The sequence below is a fragment of the Stenotrophomonas sp. NLF4-10 genome, assembly GCF_022359915.1.
GTDB classification, from domain to species: domain Bacteria; phylum Pseudomonadota; class Gammaproteobacteria; order Xanthomonadales; family Xanthomonadaceae; genus Stenotrophomonas; species Stenotrophomonas daejeonensis.
Window position 1 is genome coordinate 2,787,180 of record NZ_JAKSEE010000003.1, and the last position, 18,668, is coordinate 2,805,847.

Below are 18,668 nucleotides of genomic sequence, written 5' to 3' on the forward strand. Positions count from 1 at the left end.
GTTCACAGCGACAGCCCTTCGCGCGCGGCGATGGTGTGCACGTCCTTGTCGCCGCGGCCGGACAGGTTGCACAACACCAGCGCGTCCTTCGGCAGCTCGCGCGCCAGCTTGATCGCCTGCGCCACCGCGTGGCTGGATTCCAGCGCCGGCAGGATGCCCTCGGTGCGGGTCAGGCGGTGGAACGCGGCCAGCGCTTCGTCATCAGTGATGCCGACGTACTGCGCGCGGCCGCTGTCGGACAGGAACGCATGCTCGGGGCCGACGCCGGGGTAGTCCAGGCCGGCGGAAATCGAATGGGTTTCGGTGATCTGGCCGTCGTCGTCGCACAGCACGTAGGTGCGGTTGCCGTGCAGCACGCCGGGGCGGCCGGCCGAGATCGACGCGGCGTGACGGCCGGTATGGATGCCGTCGCCCGCCGCCTCGGCACCGTAGATCTTCACCTCGCGGTCGTTGAGGAAGGCGTGGAACAGGCCGATGGCATTGGAGCCACCGCCGACGCAGGCGGTGATCGCATCGGGCAGGCGGCCGTAGTCCTCCAGCATCTGCGCGCGCGCCTCGCGGCCGACGATGGCGTTGAAGTCGCGCACCATGCGCGGGTACGGGTCGGGGCCGGCGACGGTGCCGATGATGTAGAAGGTGTCGCGCACGTTGGTCACCCAGTCGCGCATGGCCTCGTTGAGCGCGTCCTTGAGCGTGGCCGAGCCGCTGCTCACCGGCACCACCGTGGCGCCGAGCAGCTTCATCCGGTAGACGTTGATCTTCTGCCGCTCGATGTCGGTGGCGCCCATGTAGACCACGCATTCCAGCCCCAGCCGCGCGGCCACGGTGGCGCTGGCCACGCCGTGCTGGCCGGCGCCGGTCTCGGCGATGATCCGGGTCTTGCCCATGCGCGCGGCCAGCAGCGCCTGGCCGATGGTGTTGTTCACCTTGTGCGCGCCGGTATGGTTCAAGTCCTCGCGCTTGAGCAGGATCTGCGCGCCGCCGACGTCGCGGCTCAGCCGCTCGGCGTGGTAGATCGGGCTGGGGCGGCCGACGTAGTGCTTCAGGTCCTTGTCGTAGGCGGCGATGAAGGCTGGATCGACCCGCGCCTGGTCATAGGCGGCGGCCAGTTCCTGCAACGGCCCGACCAGCGTCTCGGCGACGAAACTGCCGCCGTAGCGGCCGAAATGGCCACGGGCATCGGGATAGGCGTGGAAATCGGTGGTCGGCGCGGCGGTCATGGCATCACGGACAAGCAGGACAGGCACGCACCGTAACGCACATGCCATGCGATGAAAATCGATAAATACGCCTTCATGTGTTAGAAAAACTCACATGAACGATGAACGCGCCCTGCCCTCGCTCAATGCCCTGCGTGCCTTCGAGGCGGCCGCGCGGCTGCGCAGCGTCAGCCTGGCCGCCGAGGAACTGCACGTGACCCACGGCGCGGTCAGCCGCCAATTGCGGGCGCTGGAGGAAGAACTCGGCCTCGCCCTGTTCGAGCGCGACGGCCGCGGCATCCGCCCCACCGCCGCCGGCAGGCGCCTGCTCGAAGCGGCTTCGGGCGCGTTCTCGCAGCTGCGTGACTGCGTGGCCGCGCTGCGCCGGGGCCAGCATGGCGACGCCCTCGTGCTCGGCTGCCCCGGCAGCGTGCTGGCACGCTGGATGATCCCGCGCCTGCAAGTGCTGCAAAGCGACCTGCCCGGCCTGACCCTGCACCTGGCCGCGCAGGAAGGCGATTTCACCCCGCGCCTGGATGGGCTGGATGCTGCATTGATGCTGGGCCAGGCACCGTGGCCCGCCAACTGGCGCGTGCATCCGCTGGCGGCCGAGCGCATCGGCCCGGTGTTCAGCCCCGCGCTGCCCGGCGCCACGGCGCTGGCACGGCAACCGGCCGCCGCCCTGTGCGAGCAGCCGCTGCTGCACACCCGCTCGCGCCCGCAGGCATGGCCGACCTGGGCGGCGCGCTACGGCATCGATGCCGGCGAGCTGCGCTACGGCACCGGTTTCGAGCACCTGTATTATCTGCTGGAAGCCGCCGTCGCCGGGCTGGGCATCGCCATCGCGCCGGAACCGCTGGTGGCCGGCGACCTCGCCAACGGGCGGCTGGTCGCACCGTGGGGCTTCGTCGATACCGAAGGGCAATGGGCGTTGTGCACCGCCGGCGACGGGCACCCGCGGATCGAGGCGCTGGCGGGCTGGCTGCGCCAGCAGCTTGTTACTCCGCCGTAGGTACCGGGCTTGCCCGGTACGGGCTTCGCCGGGAAAGCCCCATGCGGGGCAAGCCCCGCATCTACGGCCTCTCCGTTGTAGGTACCGGGCTTGCCCGGTACGGGCTTCACCGGGAAAGCCCCATGCGGGGCAAGCCCCGCATCTACGGATGTTCCTGCGCTGCCTGTGCGCACGCCGCGCCGATCGCCTCCACCAGCATTTCGCCGGTGACCGGCTTGCGCAGGAAGCCGTCGAAACCGGCGGCCGATGCCTGCCGCTCGGCATCGGCATCCGAACGCGCCGTCACCGCTATCAGCGGGAAGCTACAGCCGAGCTCGCGCAACTGCCGGGCCAGTGCCAGCCCGTCCAGCAGCGGCAGGTCCAGGTCGAGCAGGCCGACGTCGAAGGATTGCGCGGCCACCTCCGACAAGGCCGCCAGCCCGTGCAGCACGTGCACGACCTCGTGGCCGCGGGCGTGCAGCAGGTGCGAGATCACGTCGGCCACGGTGGGGTCGTCCTCGACCAGCAGGATCCGCAGGGCCTGCTTCGGGGCCGCGACCGGCGTGGCCGCCGCACTGGCCGCGGCGGGTTGCAGCCGCCACGGCAGCGGCAACTCTACGATGAAACGGGCGCCGGCCCCCAGCCGGCTGTCGATGCGGATACGCCCGCCCATCGCCACCGCCAGCTCCTGGCAGATCGCCAGCCCCAGCCCACTGCCACCGTAGCGCGACGCGGTACGCGGCCCATCGGCCTGCTCGAAGCGGTGGAACAGCCGCTTCTGCTGGTCGGGATGGATGCCGGGGCCGGTATCGCTGACCACCAGCCGCAGGCCGGCGCCGTCGGGCAGCAGTTCGGCGTCCAGCCCGACCTGCCCGCGCTCGGTGAACTTGATCGCGTTGTTCAGCAGGTTCATCAGGATCTGCCGCAGACGCGTCGCGTCGCCGGTGACGACCACCGGCATCGGCGGCAGCCGTTCGCGCACGAAGTGCAGGCCACGCTTTTCCGCGACCGGCGCCATCAACCCGGCGATGCCGTCCAGCAGCGGCGTCAGCTCGAACGGGCGCGCCTCCAGTTCCAGCCGGCCGGCCTCAATGCGCGCGAGGTCGAGGGTATCGTTGACCAACCGCAGCAGATGGGTGCCGGCCTGCTGGATCGAATCGGCGTAGCGGCGCTGGGTGGTGTCCAGCGGGGTGTCCAGCAGCAGCTCGGTCATGCCCAACACGCCGGTCATCGGTGTGCGCACCTCATGGCCGAGCGTGGCCAGGAAGCGGGTCTTGGCCAGCGATGCCTGCTCGGCCAGCTGCCGCTTCTGCACCGCCAGTTGCCATTCGTTGCGGCGCCGCAGTCGCGCGCGGTAAACGGCCACCAGCGCCGTGATCGCCACTCCAGCCAGCGCCAGCCAGAACACCAGCGCCCACGCGCTGCGCCACCACGGCGGCTGCACGTCGAACGCCAGCGTCTGCACCTGCGACCAGACCCTGTCGGAGGTGGCCGCCTGCACCTCCAGCCGGTAATGCCCCGGCGGCAACCGCGAGAACACGCGCTCGCCGCTGGACCCCACCTCCACCCAGCCGGTGTCGTAGCCGTTGAGCCGGAAGCGATAGCTGTTGTTGGCCGAATCGGCGAAGGACAGCAGGCGCGTGACGATGTGCAGGTCGCGGTCGCCATCCCTGATTTCCAGCGGGCTCTGCCAGGTCAGGTCGTGCTCCACGTCGCCGCGGCGCACGCTCACCCGCTCGATCACCAGCGGCGGTTGCCGGCCCGACGGCCTGACCAGGGCCGGCTCGAACAGCACCACGCCTTCCGGAGTGCCGCCGGCCATCTGCCCGGTACGCGCCCGCACCAGGCTGCGGCGGCGGAATTCCTGCCCCGGCAGGCCGTCGTGCACGCCGTACAGGCGCACCGAGCGGCTGGCCGGATCGACCCGGATCAGGCCGCGGGCGCTGCTGGCCCAGGCCACGCCGTCGGCATCCACCGCCAGCCCGTTGGCCGCCAATCCCGGGAAGCCCTGTCCGGCGCCGATGCTGGCTTCGCGCAGCAATCTGCCGTCATTCCAGCGATAGCGGTCGAGCCGGCCGAGCGCCGCAACCCAGACCACGCCGGCGGCAGTGGCATCGAAGGCGTAGGCATGGTCGGACGGCCCGCCGCGCACCGGCAGGAAGCGCCGTGCCTGCGGCTGCCACGACACAAGCCCGGCGGCGCTGGACAGCCACAGGTGGCCGTCCGGTCCGCACTGCATGTCCTCCAGCGCCGCGACGGGCAGGCCCTGCTGGCCAGGATGGACACGCAGCAGCACGCGCCCCCCGGCATCGCGCTGCTGCAGGCCGCCATCCTCCGAATACACCCACAGCCGCCCGCCGTTGCACGAGCGCAGCATGTCGCTGTCGCCGGGCATCGCCGCATCCGCCGCATCGCCGTCGTGCCAGCGGCGCACGCTGCGGTCGCGCGGGTCATAGCGCACCAGCGCGTCGAGGCTGCCGATCCACACCCGCCCGTTCGCATCCTCGACCACCGACTGCGGCCAGTTGCTGCCGTCGACCGGCTGCAGGTGGTGCTCGACCTCGCCTGTCTCCGGATCCAGCCGGTCCAGCGCGCCGCGGGTGCCCACCATCCATATCCCGCCCGATGCGGAAGCGGCCAGCGCCAACGCGTAGGGATTGCGCAGCGAGGCCGGGTCGTCCAGGCGCCGGGTCAGCACCGAGAACTGCCGCCAGTTCGGCGGCAGGTGCCACAACCCGGCGTTGGTGCTGGCGAACCACAGGCCGCCGTCGCGATCCTCGTGGGCGGTGACCCAGTTGGGCCGGACCCGCCCGCGTTCCTGCACGCTGTACAGCGCCACGTCGCGCACCGGCCCGCCGTCACGGCTGCGGCCCAGGCCCTGCCGCGTGTCCAGCCAGTAATTGCCGTCGGCCGCGAACTGCATCATGTTCAGCACGTCGGCCGGCTGCGCGCCCGGCCAGGCCATGCGCTCGAAGCGGCCATTGGCCTGGCGCACCACCACGCCGTCGTTGGTGGCGATCCACAGGCGGCCCTCGCGGTCCACCTTCAAGCCGTTGATGCGCGGCGAAGGCAGCACGTCCAGCCCCTCGCACTCAAAGCCGCTGCCGGTCCAGCGCGCGAGGCCGCCCTTGGTGCCCACCCAGAGCACGCCGTCAGGGGTGACCGCCAGGTACGCCACCGACGCCGACGGCAGGCCGCCGCTCCGGCCCGGCGTGGGCATGAAATGCCGGAGCCCGCCATCGGCCGCCAGGCGGTACAGGCCGGCGGTCGGCGTGCCGAACCAGACGCTGCCGTCCTGCGTGGAAGTGATGCTCCATATCGTGTTGCTGCCCAGTTGCGGCAGCGTGTCCCGGTCGAAATAGCGGAAGCTGCGGCGGTCGGCCGACAGCATCACCAGCCCCGCGCTCTGCGTGCCCATCCACAGCCGGTTCTGCGCATCGACGTGCAGGCTCCAGACCAGGTTGTCGCGCAGGCCGTCCTCGGCCCGCCAGATGCGGTAGTTGCGCCCGTCGAAACGCGCCAGGCCATCGCGGCTGGCCAGCCACAGGTAACCCAGGTGGTCTTCGGCGAACGCGTTGATGCCGGTGGAAGGCAGGCCATCGACCACTTCCAGCTGGCGCGGCTGCGGGGTGGCCGGAACTTCGGCGCGCGCGACCGTGCCGAAGACCGGCAACAGCCACAACAATGCAAGCCACCCGCGTTTCACCGCACGACCTCCTCGCAGAGGCAGCCCGATGTCGGCACCCTCTCCCGAACCATCCGGAATCCCCTCGCCCCGGCGCACGCGCCCCCACGGGACCGCCCGATTAGACCGAAGTCACCGCGGGGCTTCAACCTCCGCGACGCGAAGGCCACCGGCGCCCGCGCAACAATCCATTGCGCGGCGCAGGAACAAACCGCGGCGGCGACATGTCTAGAATCCCCGCAACCCGTCGCGGAGCCGAACCTTGCCACGCTGCCTCGCCCTGCTCCTGCTGTGCCTGCTGCCGCTGTCGGCCGGCGCCGAGCGCTACCGGCTCGACCCGGTGCACACGCGCGTGCTGTTCGCCGTCGAGCACGCCGGCTTCTCGCAGGCGCTGGGCACGCTGTCCGGCAGCGAGGGCATGCTCGACTTCGACCCGGACGACTGGGCCGGCGCGCAGCTCGACGTCATCATCCCCATCGCACGGCTGGAGCTGGGCGACGACAAGTGGAACCGCGCCACGCTGGCGCGCAACCTGCTCGACGGCGAGCGCTTCCCACAAGCGCGCTTCGTCTCCACCCGCGTCGAACCGCTGGATCCTCGACACGCCCGCGTCCACGGCCTGCTGACCCTGCGCGGGGTCAGCCGCGAAGTCGTGCTCGACGTCACCCTCAACGCGATCAAGCGCCACCCGCTGCCGCCGTTCCGCCGCACCGCCGGCTTCTCCGCCACCGCCACGCTGAGCCGCGCCGATTTCGGCATCGACGCATGGAAATCGATGATCGGCGACAGCGTGCAGCTGCGCATCGAGGCCGAAGCAGTGCTCGACAACCACGGCGCCGCCGCCGGCACTCCTCCGGCTCCCGCCGAGCCCACCTCTCCCGAACCGGAACCGCGTCCATGAACCTGAAGAACACGCCCCAGCATTGGGGCAGCGTCAGCAAGACCCTGCACTGGCTGATCGCCCTGCTGATCCTCGCCCTGGGCATCGTCGGCCTGCTCATGGGCGAGCTGCCGAAGACGCCGAAGTATTTCTGGGTCTACACCGCGCACAAGTCGCTCGGCATCACCGTGCTGGCGCTGGTGGCGCTGCGGCTGGGCTGGCGGCTGTACGCCGGCGCGCCGCAGCCGGTCCCGGGCACGCCCGGCTGGCAGGAGCGCATCGCCGGCGCCACGCACGGGCTGCTGTACGTGCTGATGTTCGCCATCCCGCTGTCGGGCTGGCTGTACGACTCGGCCAGCGGGCTGCGACCGTTCAAGCTGTTCGGCCTGGTCGAGATGCCCAAGCTGGTGGCGCCCGACGAACGGGCCGCGCAGCTCTCGCACGTACTGCACGAGTGGGGCTTCTGGCTGCTGATCCTGGCGGTGCTGGCGCATGCCGGTGCCGCGTTCTACCACCACGTTCACCAAGGCGATGCCACCTTGTCGCGCATGCTGCCGCGAGGCTGGCTCGCCGCCCCCCAGAAGGAATCCGCATGAACATCAAGCTCACCACCCCGGCCGCCGTGGCCGCCGCCCTGGCCGGCATGCTCGCCGCCACGCCCGTACTGGCCGCGGACTACGAACAGGCCCCCGGCTCGGCGCTGACCTTCGCCAGCAAATACGATGGCGAGATCTTCACCGGCAGCTTCCCCGGCTTCCGCACCGAACTGAGCTTCGACCCGGCCGACCCGGCCGCCGGCAGGCTCGACGTGACCATCCCGCTGGCCGGCGCCAGCAGCGGCAACAGCGACCGCGACTCGACCCTGCAGGGCAAGGACTTCTTCGACGTCGCCCGCTTCGCGCAGGCGCGCTACACCGCCAACGGCTTCCGCGCGCTGGGCGACAACCAGTACGCCGCCGACGGCGCGCTGGAGCTGCACGGCGTCAGCAAGCCGGTCACCCTGACCTTTACCTGGACGCCCGGCGCGCAGCCGGTGCTGACCGGCCGGGCGACGGTGAAGCGGCTGGACTTCGGCATCGGCGGCGGCGACTGGAGCGATACCAAGACCATTCCCGACGAGACCGCGATCAGCACCATCGTCCGCTTCAACACCAGGTAAAGCAGGAGGGTGCCCCGCGGATGCAGGCCCCTTTGCCGTAGATGCGGGGCTTGCCCCGCATGAAGCCTTCCCGGTGAAGCCCCGTACCGGGCAAGCCCGGTACCTACGGGACGCAGAGCCCTTTGCCCCGCATCGGGCTTTCCCGGGAAAACCGTGCCAAGCAGGTTGTAGCGACGGGGCTTGCCCCGTCGAGGGCATCACCGGGCCAGCCAACCCGCCAGCGCAGCCGCATCGAATGGCCAGTCCAGCTCGCGCCCGGCGGCATCGCGCAACACCGGCACGCGCACGCCGTAGCGCGCCTCCAGTGCGTCGTCATCGTCGATGAAGATGCTGTCGAAATCGGGCGCGCGCGCCTGCGCCAGCACCGCCAGCGCCTGGTCGCACAGGTGGCAATCGTCACGCTGGTAGAGGACCAGGCCGTTCATCCATCGCTCCATCGGGGGAATTGCTGCGCTGCGGACATGGCCGGCAACGGCAAGTCCGTAGAATAGCCGCTCCGTTTCAGCCGCAACCATAGAAGCAGCATGTCCGTCAGCACGTTCGACCTGTTCAAGATCGGCATCGGCCCCAGTTCCTCGCACACCGTCGGGCCGATGCGCGCGGCCGAGCGTTTCGTCCACCGCTGGCTGCTCGACCCCGGCCGCCTGCCCGAGGTGGCGCGCATCCGCGCCGAGGTGTTCGGCTCGCTGGCCCTGACCGGCCGCGGCCACGGCACCGACACCGCGGTGCTGCTCGGACTGGAGGGCAACCGCCCCAACCTGATCGACCCGGACATCATCCCGGACACGCTGGCCCGCATCCGCTCGTCAAAGCGCATCAAGCTGATGGGCCGGCACGAGATCGCCTTCGACGAGAAGCGCGACCTCGCGCTGAACAAGCGCCAGAAGCTGCCCTACCACACCAACGGCATGCGCTTCACCGCGTTCGACGGCAACGACGACGTCATCGCCACCCGCGACTACTACTCGGTCGGCGGCGGCTTCGTGGTCAATGCCGACGATGCCGCCGACGACCGCATCGTCCCCGACCAGACCCCGCTCCCGTACCCGTTCAAGAGCGGCGACGAGCTGCTGGCGCAGGCCGCGCGCAGCGGCCTGAGCATCGCGCAGATGATGTTCGAGAATGAAAAGTGCTGGCGTGGCGAGGACGAGATCAGGGACGGCCTGCGCGAGCTGTGGGCGGCGATGCAGGCCTGCGTGGCGCGCGGCATCCGCTCCGAAGGCACCCTGCCCGGCGGCCTGCACGTGGGCCGCCGCGCGCCGATGCTGTACCGCGAGCTGTCCTCGCGCCCGGAAGCGGCCATGCGCGACCCGCTGACCACGCTGGACTGGGTCAACCTGTATGCACTGGCGGTCAACGAGGAAAACGCCGCCGGCGGCCGCGTGGTCACCGCGCCCACCAACGGCGCGGCCGGCATCATCCCGTCGGTACTGCACTACTACGACCGCTTCTGCCCCGGCAGCAACGAGCAGGGCGTGTTCGACTTCCTGCTCACCGCCGCCGCCATCGGCATCCTCTACAAGGAGAACGCCTCCATCTCCGGCGCCGAGGTCGGCTGCCAGGGCGAGGTCGGCGTGGCCTGCTCGATGGCCGCCGGTGGGCTGATGGCGGCGCTGGGCGGCAACCCCGGGCAGATCGAGAACGCCGCCGAGATCGGCATGGAGCACAACCTCGGCCTGACCTGCGACCCGATCGGCGGGCTGGTGCAGATCCCCTGCATCGAGCGCAACGCGATGGGCTCGGTGAAGGCGATCAACGCCGCGCGCATGGCCAGCCGCGGCGACGGCAAGCACAAGGTCAGCCTCGACAAGGTCATCAAGACCATGCGCGACACCGGCCGCGACATGCAGGACAAGTACAAGGAAACCAGCCGCGGCGGGTTGGCCGTCAACGTCATCGAGTGCTGAGCGGCCACACCCCGCCCCCATGTCCCGCGCAAGGAGCTTCCGGACGATGAACCCGTCTCCCGACACCCCGCCACTGCCGCCCCCCTCGCCACCGCGGCGCCCGGTTGCCGCCACACGCCGCAACCGCGGCCACGGCGGCCTGTTCAAGCTGCTGGCCGCCGTGGCCTGCCTGCTGGTGCTGGCCGCCTACATCGGCCAGCGCAAGCCTGCCCGCGCCGATACCGTGGACACCGCCGTGGAGGAAACCGCGCAGGCCACGCCCACCGCGGCCATGATCCTCAAGCCGCGGGGCGGCACCCCGCCACCGCCTTCGGCACCACGGGACGCGAGCTTCTCGGTCAGCAGCGACGGGCGGGAGCTGCGCATTGACGGCGACGTCGGCCGCCGTTTCGCCACCGACCTGAATGCGGCACTGGCCGCCCATCCATCACTGCAGCGCATCGTCATCACCAGCGGCGGCGGCTATGCCGGCCCCGGGCTGGAAGCAGCGCGGCAGATCAGCCGCCGCAACCTGATCGTCCGGGTCCGCTCGCACTGCGCCAGCATGTGCGTGGGCCTGTGGGCGGCGGCCGCGGCCCGCGAACTGGAGCCGGACGCGGTCATCGGCCTGCATCAGTGGCGCGCACCCTGCGCCACGCTGCCGCCCGAGGACCGCCGGGAATGCGAATACACCGTGCAGTTCCTGACCCAGCACGACGCCGCCTACGACGCCTGGTTGCGCAGCGCCGGCTTCAACGCACGCCTGCTCGCGCTGCAGGAAACCACCTCGGCCGACGACATCGCCGTGCTCACCGCGCCGCAGCTGTGGGACAACGGCGTGGACTTCACCGCCGTCGACGCCGAAGGCCGGCGCATGAGCCGCGAACAGGTACGCGATTTCCTGGCCGCGAAATACCGCAGGGCGGGCCGCGGCTGATGCCGACCACGCCATGCGGGTTTGTCTGATACCTCTCAAGTTGCCCGCACGAAGGCCGTTAACGATCTCGTTGTAATCTGACATTCATCAAGGATCCGGGGGGAGTCCTGATCGACCCGTCGTTTGCCAGTTGCCAGCGGCCATTCCGGCGCACCATCCAGCGGTGGTGTGCCGCTTTGCTCCTTTCGCTGTCGCTGGCGCACCCGGCGGCCGCGCTGGACCCGGACAAGCCGTTCCGCGACTACGTCACCGACAACTGGGGCGTGGAGCAGGGCCTGCCGCAGATCAGCGTGCTGGCCATCACCCAGGACCCGGCCGGCTACCTCTGGTTCGGCACCCAGGCCGGGCTGGCGCGCTTCGACGGCGTGCACTTCCAGCGCTACACCCGGCACGACGCCTCGGAACTGGGCAACAACATCCTGGCGTTGCAGGCCGACGGGCCGCAGCGGCTGTGGGTGGGCACCGCGCGCGGGCTGGTGCTGTTCGAGGACGGCCACTTCCAGTCCATTCCCGCCAGCGCCACCGCCGACGCGCCCGAACGCAGCTTCCCGGTCAACGCACTGGCCCGGGGAGCCGACGGGCAGGTGCTGGTCACCGGCCCGGACGGCATCTACGTGGTCGCCGACAAGCACCTGCAATGCCTGCACGCCCTGCCCGGCCCCACGCTGAGCCTGCTGCACGCGGACGATGGCCTGTGGGCCGGCAGCACCGGCAGCGTCTTCCACGTCACCGGCGACGGGATCGAGAAATATCCGCTGCCGGCCACGGTGCGCGATACCTCGGTGACCGCGCTGGCCAAAATCGGCGACAAGCTGTGGGCGGGCACCCGCCACGGCCTGTTCCGGCTTCAGGGCCATACCTGGAAAGCGGCCGGCAACCGCCCCGGCGAGGCACCGCAGGCGGTGGAAGCCCTGGCCGCCGACCGCGACGGCAACCTGTGGGTGGCGACCCAGCAATACCTGCAGCGGCTGCACGACGGCATGCCCGCCGAGCGCATCCAGAACATGGCCGGCAGCATCGCCATCCGCTCCATCCACGAGGACGACACCGGCAACCTCTGGCTGGGCAGCATGATCGAGGGCGTCACCCGCGTGTGGAACGGCTGGACCCGGCGCCTGAGCCAGCCCGAGGGCCTGAACGACCCGCTGCTGTGGTCGATCGCCGCCGGGCCCGACGGCAACATCTGGGTCGGCAGCAACAACGGCGTGTACGAATGGCAGGGCGGGCGCTTCCAGCACCGCGTCGGCGGCGCCCAGCTGCCGCAACCGGAGGCCTACAGCCTGCTGCCCGAGCGCGAGCAGACCTGGATCGGCACCCGCGCCGGCGTGGCCGTGCTGCGCCAGGGCAGGGTCGAGCAACCGGCGGTGCTGGCCCCGCTGCGCAACGCGCAGATCAACGGCATCGTCCGCGACCACAGCGGCCGCCACTGGTTCGCCACCACCCAGGGGCTGTACCTGCTGGATGCCGACAACCGGCTCACCCACTACGACGAGAAGGACGGGCTGGCCGACGCACGCATCCGGCTGGTGCTGGAAACCCGCGGCAACCGGCTGCTGGTCGGCACCTACGACGGCCTGTACGAATGGCGCGACGGCCACCTCCTTGCCACCGGCGAGGACACCGGGCTGGGCGAAGGCATCGCCGTCACCGCCCTGCTGGAACTGCAGGACGGCCGCTGGGTGCTCGGCAGCAATACCGACGAAAGCCTGCGCGTGTTCGATGGCCGGCGCTGGCACCACCTGAGCCACGACCGCGGCCTGCCGGCCAACATCCCGTTCCACCTGGCCGAGAAGGACGGCGACCTGTGGGTGGCCGGCATGCAGGGCGTCTACCGCCTGCCGCTGGCCTCGATCGACCAGTCGCTGGCCGACCCGAAAATCCCGCTGGCGGTGCAGATGGTCATCAACTCCGGCGCCGACCAGGGCGGCGGCCAGCAGGACAAGTGCTGCAACGGCTCCGGCAACAGCCGCGGCCTGCTGCGCGACGGCCGCCTGTGGCTGCCCACCCGCGACGGCGCCCTGCTGGTGGACGTGGTCACCCCGCAGCAGCCCTTCACCCGCAAGGTGCGGATCGAGGGCCTGCAGGTGCAGGGCCAGTGGGTCCACCCGAGTACCGGCAAGTTCCAGCTGCCGCTCAACGCCCGCAGCCCGCGCATCGAGTTTTCCCTGCCCACCTTCGAGGCGATGCACACCCCGCAGCTGCGCTACCGCCTGCGCGGCTACGACGACGGCTGGCGCGAGCCGGAAAGCCCGGCCATGCGTTCGGTCAGCTACAGCAACCTGCCGCCGGGCCGCTACACCTTCGAGGTGGCCGACTTCGGCAGCAGCGACCCGCAGGCCGGCATGGCCCGCCTGCAGCTGGAGATCCCGCCGCGCCCGCACGAAACCCTGGCCTTCCGGCTGCTGGCGGTCCTGCTGCTGGCCGGCTCGATATGGCTGGGCTACCTCGGCCTGAAGCACCGCTACAAGCGCCAGCGCGCCGCACTGGAGCGGCTGGTGCAGGAACGCACCCGCGACCTGCAGGCCGCCAACGCGCGGCTGGAAGTCATCAGCTTCACCGACCCGCTCACCGGCCTGCACAACCGGCGCTACCTGGCCCAGCAGATCCCCGCCGACCTGGCCTTCTACGAGCGCGACGAAAGCTACCGCGACGGCAGCGAGGCGGTGGTGTTCGCGCTGCTCGACGTGGACCACTTCAAGACGATCAACGACACCCACGGCCACGCCGCCGGCGACCGCGTGCTGGAGCAGCTCGGGCAACTGCTGAACGAACTCAAGCGCAGCGGCGACTACGTGGCGCGCTGGGGCGGCGAGGAGTTCCTGCTGGTGTTGCGCCCGCTGCCGCGCGGCGACCTCGGGCAGATCGGGCAGCGCCTGTGCAGCCGCATCGCCGAACACGACTTCGAGCTCGGCAACGGCCTGCACCACCGCATCACCGTGTCGGTCGGCCTGATCGAGTGCCCGCTGTTCCCCGCCTACCCGCAACTGCTCGGCTGGGAGCAACTGGTCACCCTAGCCGACCGCGCCCTGTACCGCGCCAAGAGCAGCGGCCGCAACGGCTGGGTCGCCTACCGCCCGGCACCAGGCGCGCAGTTGCCGGAAGACCTGACCGCCAGCAGCGGCGACCCATGGTGGCTGGTGGAAAACGGCCTGCTGGAAATGTTCGACGGCGAAACCCGCTGCACGATCACGTAGGTGCGGGGCATGCCCCGCACGGGCGTTTCCCCTGCGGGCGGCAATCTCGGGAATGCCCCTTGCCGGGCGAACCCGACGCTACGAAATGCGGGGCCACCTGCCATGGATGCGGAGCTCACCTCGTATGGAGCCGTGCCGGGAAAACCTCTGTGCCGGGCAAGCCCGGCACCTACCAGTCGCGAGGCCATCTGTTGTAGATGCGGGGCTCGCCCCGCATGGGGTCGTCCCGATGAAACCCGGCGCGACGAAAGGTCGGCGGAGCGGGCTACCTGCCCGCGGCGATGCGCAGCACGTCATCCAGCAGCGCCGCCGCGGTGACTTCCGCGCCCGCGCCCGGCCCCTGGATCAGCAGCGGCTGCCGGCTGTAGCGGTCGCTGTGGATCGCCACGCGGTTGTCGGTGCCGCGGCCGCCGGCCAGCGGATGGTCGGCCGGCAGCGCGCGCAGGCCGACGCTGGCCCCGCGCATGTCGAAGCGGCCGAGGAAGCACAGCACCTGCCCCTGCCCGCGCGCCTGCCGCAGCCTTTCGTGCAGCGGCGCGTCCAGTTGCTCCAGTTCCGCACCGACCTGCGCCGCAGGCAGCGCAGCCAGTGCCGGCGGCACCAGCGATTCGACCTGCACCTGCGCCGGCTCCAGCGCCACGCCGGCGGCACGGGCGAGGATCAGCAGCTTGCGGCGCACGTCCTCGCCGGACAGGTCGATGCGCGGGTCCGGCTCGGTGTAGCCGGCCGCCGCCGCTTCGCGCACGCAGGCCGAGAACGGCTGGCTGCCGTCGAAGCGGTGGAACAGCCATGCCAGCGAGCCGGACAACACGCCTTCTATCGCGTGGATGTGGTCGCCGCCGGCCACCAGCGCGCGGATGCTCGACAGCAGCGGTAGGCCGGCGCCGACGGTGGCCGCATCGCCATAGCACGCGGTGCCGGAGGCGACGATGCCGTCGATCCGCCGCGCGCGCGCCAGCGTGGTGCCATTGCCCAGCTTGTTGGCGGTGACCACGTGGACGCCCTGCGCCAGCCACTGCGCATGCTCGGCGGCCACGTCCTCGCTGGCGGTGGCGTCGACGACGATGTCGCCGGCATGCAGGCGGCCGATTTCCCGGCACTGTTGCGCGCCGCCGCCCTGCGCGTCGCGCGCCTGCGCCAACGCCGCGTCCGGCGCATCGGTGCAGGCCAGCGCGATGCGCGAATTGGCGACGACCTCAAGGCTGGGCAACGCCAGCTGCCGCTGCCGCAATGCCTGGTAGCGCGCGACGAAGGCCGAGCCGACCGTGCCGGTGCCGAGCAGCAGCAGCCGCGGCTGCGCCACCTGCACCTCGTTCAGACAGGCGCTCACGCCTCCACCGTTTTGCGTGCGGCCCCGCCATTGCCGGCATCGGCCAGCACCTGCGCGGCCCGCGCCAGCCCGGCCTGCAGGTCGGCCACCAGGTCCTCGCTGGCCTCGATGCCGACGGACAGGCGCAGCAGGCCATCGCTGATGCCGGCCTTGGCCCGCGCTTCGGCGGTCATCGCCGCATGGGTCATGGTCGCCGGGTGCGCGACCAGGCTTTCCACGCCGCCCAGCGACTCGGCCAGGGTGAAGTAGCGCAGGCCGTCGACGAAGGCGCGCACCGCCCCCTGCGGATCGGCGCCGGCGCACTCGGCCAGCTCGAAGGACAGCATGGCGCCGAAGCCCTTCTGCTGGCGCGCGGCCACCGCATGGCCGGGGTGCGATTCCAGCCCGGGGTAATAGACCTTGGCGACCGCATCACTGGCGGCCAGCACATCGACCAGCGTGCGGGTGTTTTCCTGATGCACGCGCAGGCGCGCGTCCAGCGTGCGCAGGCCGCGCAGGGTCAGGAAGGCATCGAACGGCGAGCCGGTCAGGCCCAGCGCGTTGGCCCACCACGTCAGCTGCTGGTGCAGTTCTGCATCGCGCGCGATCACCGCGCCACCGACCACGTCGCTGTGGCCGTTGACGTACTTGGTGGTCGAATGCAGCACGACGTCGGCGCCGAAGGCGATCGGGTTCTGCAGCGCCGGCGACAAGAAGGTGTTGTCCACCACCACCTTGGCCCCGGCCTTGTGCGCGGCGTCGATGACGAAGCGCAGGTCGGTGATGCGCAGCAGCGGGTTGGACGGGGTTTCCACCAGCACCAGTGCCGGCGACTGCGCCAGCGCGTCGGCCAGCGACTGCGGCTGGGTCAGGTCGGCGGTGATCAGCTCGAAATGGCCCTTGGTCGCCAGCGCGTTGAACAGGCGCCAGCTGCCGCCGTAGGCGTCGTGCGGCACCACCAGCTTGTCGCCCGGCTGCAACAGCGCGTTGAGCACCAGGTTGATCGCGCCCATGCCGGTGGAGGTGATGACGCCGCCGGCACCGCCTTCCAGCTCGGCCAGCGCCTCGCCCAGCAGGTCGCGGGTGGGGTTGCCGCTGCGGGTGTAGTCGTACTGGCGCTTGTTGCCGAAGCCGTCGAAGCTGAAATTGGACGACAGCACGATCGGCGGCGTCACCGCGCCAAAGGCGGTATCGCGGTCGATGCCGGCGCGCACCGCGGCGGTGGCGCGGCAACAGGACACGTCGGAAGCGTTGGACAGGCTCATGCGGTTTCTCCGGGAAGGCTCAGGGCGTTGGCGAGGATCGCGTCGATGCGATCGGTTTCTTTGAGGAAGGCATCGTGGCCGTAGGGCGAGCGCAGCACGCGCAGGCTGCCGCGCGTGCCCAGCCCTTCGACCAGCGAGACGAGGTCGGACAGCGGCACCAGCCGGTCGCCCTCGACGGCGACCACCAGCGTCGGCACGTCGATGGCGGCCGGGTCGATGCGGTGCAGGTCGATGGATTCGGACAGGCGCAGGTAGGCATTGACGCGGGTGCGGGCAACGTATTGCGCGCCGGCGGCGTCGAGGTAGTCCTCGGCGGCCACGCGCACGCGGCCGTTGACCACTTCCGGAGCGGCGTCGAAGCGTTCGCCGAATTCTTCCGGCGTGCGGTAGCTGAGCATGGCGAACTGGCGGGCCAGCGCCAGCCCGTGGGTTTCGGCGCACTGCAGCTGGCCCAGCGCCACCGCGCGGCGTTGCAGCGCACGCCACGCCGAGGCATAGGGATGCGGGCGGTGCGCACCGCTGACCGCGACCAGCCTGTGCAGGCGCCGCGGGTGGCGGATGGCCAGTTGCATGCCGACCAGCGCGCCATAGGAATAGCCGACGTAACCGTGCAGGCGCTCGATGCCCAGCGCATCTAGCAGCAGGGCGACGGCCTCGGCCTGGTCGGCGGTGTCGATGGGCACGTCCAGCTCGCCGTCGGCGCCGATGAAGTCGAAACCGAGCAGGCGACGGCGCTGCGGGTCCAGCGCACGGCCGACGCCGACCAGCCCTTCGGCCCAGCCCTTCTCGTCGAACACCGCATTGGCCGCGACGTGGCGGTGCGCGGAGATGCCGCCGGCCACCAGCACCACCGGCGCCTCGGCCGCGCCCACCAGCTCGTAGCGCAGGCGCAGGCTGCGCTCGCCGGCATGGCGCATCGCCAGCCGCAGCTCGATTTCCCCGCGCACGGCGGGAAGCGCACGCGGGGCGCTGTCGAGGGGGACGGCCGGGAATTCTCGGGCGGCGGTGGCAGTGGCGAAACGCATGGCGGTATCCGGTGAGGAGCAGCCATCGAGCTTCGCGGGCCCGTGTTCGCCGTGCGTGGCACGGATCGAACCATCTTTCGGCGGACACAGAGGTCACCGCAGGATTTGGCACCAAGCACAGGCGCTTTCGCGTCTGCTGGTTGCCCCGGCTTCAAAGGGCCTGTCCCTCTGCCGGTCTCGATGGTGGCGCCACGATGCCAGCCCCTTCCGCCAATGTCAATCTCTTTATTCGGATGGAGCGATGGAGTTTCCGCTGCAACCACCCCGGCATAATCCGCGCGTCCCCGCTCCCCGACCCGCCATGCCCCGGCTGCCGTTCCTGTTCCTGTCCGCGTTGCTCGTACTGCCGGCCTCCGGCGGCGCGTCCGGTCCGCAATGGCGGCAGGGCTGGGGGCTGGCGGGTACGGCACCTGCTGCGGAAACCCGCCACGACTCCCGCTTCGTCCTCCTGCAACTGCAGGTGCGCGGCGGCGGCCACGCGGCCCGGGTACGCAACCTGCTGGCCGGCCCGGTGCAGGTCCGGCTGCGCGACGCCGCCAGCGGCGGCGAGGCCGCGCCGGCGACACTGCTGGCCGCCGGCGGGCAACGCGAACTGCTCTGGCGCGACGACGGGGCCGGCCCGGTCCGCTGGCTGCTCGACGCCTTCCCCGGCGACCCGGCCGCCCGTCCCGACGACCACCTCTACCGCCTGCCGTTCGACGCCATGCGCGTGCGCGTGAGCCAGGGCTTCGGCGGCCATTACAGCCACACCGACGCGCAGAACCGCCACGCCGTCGATTTCCCGCTGGCCGAGGGCACGCCGGTCCTCGCCGCGCGCGCCGGCACGGTGATGCAGGTGGTGGAAGACGCCCCGGACGACGGCAGCCTGCTGAGGGTGCTGCACGCCGACGGCAGCATGGCCGTGTACGCCCACCTGCAGGCCGGCAGTTTCCGCGTCCGCCCCGGCCAACGCGTGGAGGCCGGGCATACGCTCGCCCGCTCCGGCAACAGCGGCCGCAGCAGCGGCCCGCACCTGCACTTCGCGGTACAGGCCAACACCGGGCTGGCGCTGGCCTCGATCCCGTTCCGCATGGCCGGCCCGCAGGGCGAGCTGCGCTTTCCACGGGAAACAGGCGCCCTGCCCTGACCCGCTATAATC

14 protein-coding genes and 1 riboswitch are annotated in these 18,668 nt (G+C 71.0%); of the genes, 8 read left to right on the top strand and 6 right to left on the bottom strand.

Annotated features, from left to right (window positions below; all coding sequences use genetic code 11):
- Nucleotides 1-2: 2 nt before the first annotated feature.
- A complete protein-coding gene (gene trpB, locus MIC98_RS13175) occupies nucleotides 3-1,220 on the bottom strand; it encodes a tryptophan synthase subunit beta (RefSeq protein WP_239737428.1) in 1,218 nt (405 codons plus the stop codon).
- 94 nt (nucleotides 1,221-1,314) lie between these two features.
- On the opposite strand from trpB, the gene MIC98_RS13180 reads away from it, so the two are divergent.
- A complete protein-coding gene (locus MIC98_RS13180; protein ID WP_239737429.1) occupies nucleotides 1,315-2,211 on the top strand; it encodes a LysR family transcriptional regulator in 897 nt (298 codons plus the stop codon).
- A 142-nt stretch (nucleotides 2,212-2,353) separates the two neighbouring features.
- On the opposite strand, the gene MIC98_RS13185 is transcribed toward MIC98_RS13180, so the two are convergent.
- Nucleotides 2,354-5,896 carry a two-component regulator propeller domain-containing protein gene (locus MIC98_RS13185; protein ID WP_239737430.1) on the bottom strand — a complete coding sequence of 1,181 codons (3,543 nt, stop codon included), beginning with the start codon at nucleotides 5,894-5,896 and terminating at the stop codon, nucleotides 2,354-2,356.
- Nucleotides 5,897-6,137: 241 nt separating this feature from the next.
- On the opposite strand from MIC98_RS13185, the gene MIC98_RS13190 reads away from it, so the two are divergent.
- Genes MIC98_RS13190 through MIC98_RS13200 form a run of 3 tightly spaced genes read left to right on the top strand, consistent with a single transcriptional unit; the run spans nucleotide 6,138 to nucleotide 7,914 of the window.
- Entirely contained in the window at nucleotides 6,138-6,776 is a 639-nt protein-coding gene (locus tag MIC98_RS13190) for a YceI family protein (protein WP_239737431.1), read from the top strand.
- Nucleotides 6,773-7,351 (top strand): cytochrome b, encoded by a 579-nt coding sequence (locus MIC98_RS13195; protein ID WP_239737432.1) that lies wholly within the window; start codon nucleotides 6,773-6,775, stop codon nucleotides 7,349-7,351. Before MIC98_RS13190 ends, MIC98_RS13195 begins: the two co-directional genes overlap by 4 nt.
- Complete coding sequence (locus MIC98_RS13200) at nucleotides 7,348-7,914, top strand: YceI family protein (protein ID WP_239737433.1); 567 nt, start codon at nucleotides 7,348-7,350, stop codon at nucleotides 7,912-7,914. The genes MIC98_RS13195 and MIC98_RS13200 overlap by 4 nt, the downstream gene beginning before the upstream one ends.
- Before the next feature lie 197 nt (nucleotides 7,915-8,111).
- Here MIC98_RS13200 and MIC98_RS13205 read toward each other — a convergent pair whose 3' ends face one another.
- Nucleotides 8,112-8,339, bottom strand: coding sequence for a glutaredoxin family protein (locus tag MIC98_RS13205; protein WP_239737434.1), 228 nt, complete (start codon nucleotides 8,337-8,339; stop codon nucleotides 8,112-8,114).
- A 99-nt stretch (nucleotides 8,340-8,438) separates the two neighbouring features.
- Here MIC98_RS13205 and MIC98_RS13210 point away from each other — a divergent pair, with 99 nt between their 5' ends.
- The 3 genes from MIC98_RS13210 to MIC98_RS13220 all read left to right on the top strand — a co-directional run bounded on the left by MIC98_RS13210 (nucleotide 8,439) and on the right by MIC98_RS13220 (nucleotide 13,931).
- Nucleotides 8,439-9,821: an L-serine ammonia-lyase gene (locus MIC98_RS13210; RefSeq protein WP_239737435.1), complete on the top strand. Its 1,383-nt coding sequence runs from the start codon at nucleotides 8,439-8,441 to the stop codon at nucleotides 9,819-9,821.
- A gap of 46 nt (nucleotides 9,822-9,867) precedes the next feature.
- On the top strand, nucleotides 9,868-10,737 hold the full coding sequence (locus MIC98_RS13215; protein WP_239737436.1) for a hypothetical protein: 870 nt from the start codon (nucleotides 9,868-9,870) through the stop codon (nucleotides 10,735-10,737).
- A 176-nt stretch (nucleotides 10,738-10,913) separates the two neighbouring features.
- Nucleotides 10,914-13,931 carry a ligand-binding sensor domain-containing diguanylate cyclase gene (locus MIC98_RS13220; RefSeq protein ID WP_239737437.1) on the top strand — a complete coding sequence of 1,006 codons (3,018 nt, stop codon included), beginning with the start codon at nucleotides 10,914-10,916 and terminating at the stop codon, nucleotides 13,929-13,931.
- A gap of 265 nt (nucleotides 13,932-14,196) precedes the next feature.
- On the opposite strand, the gene MIC98_RS13225 is transcribed toward MIC98_RS13220, so the two are convergent.
- From MIC98_RS13225 to MIC98_RS13235, 3 genes are read right to left on the bottom strand one after another with little or no spacing between them, the layout of a single operon-like run.
- The gene (locus MIC98_RS13225) at nucleotides 14,197-15,261 is read right to left on the bottom strand and encodes a homoserine dehydrogenase (RefSeq protein WP_239737438.1); all 1,065 of its coding nucleotides are present in this window, start codon (nucleotides 15,259-15,261) and stop codon (nucleotides 14,197-14,199) included.
- Entirely contained in the window at nucleotides 15,258-16,505 is a 1,248-nt protein-coding gene (locus MIC98_RS13230) for an O-succinylhomoserine (thiol)-lyase (RefSeq protein WP_239737439.1), read from the bottom strand. Before MIC98_RS13230 ends, MIC98_RS13225 begins: the two co-directional genes overlap by 4 nt.
- Complete coding sequence (locus tag MIC98_RS13235; protein WP_239737440.1) at nucleotides 16,502-17,530, bottom strand: homoserine O-succinyltransferase; 1,029 nt, start codon at nucleotides 17,528-17,530, stop codon at nucleotides 16,502-16,504. The genes MIC98_RS13230 and MIC98_RS13235 overlap by 4 nt, the downstream gene beginning before the upstream one ends.
- A 67-nt stretch (nucleotides 17,531-17,597) precedes the next feature.
- Nucleotides 17,598-17,717, bottom strand: a riboswitch (SAM riboswitch).
- 114 nt (nucleotides 17,718-17,831) lie between these two features.
- Here MIC98_RS13235 and MIC98_RS13240 point away from each other — a divergent pair.
- On the top strand, nucleotides 17,832-18,656 hold the full coding sequence (locus MIC98_RS13240) for a M23 family metallopeptidase (RefSeq protein WP_239737441.1): 825 nt from the start codon (nucleotides 17,832-17,834) through the stop codon (nucleotides 18,654-18,656).
- The last annotated feature ends 12 nt before the right edge of the window (nucleotides 18,657-18,668 follow it).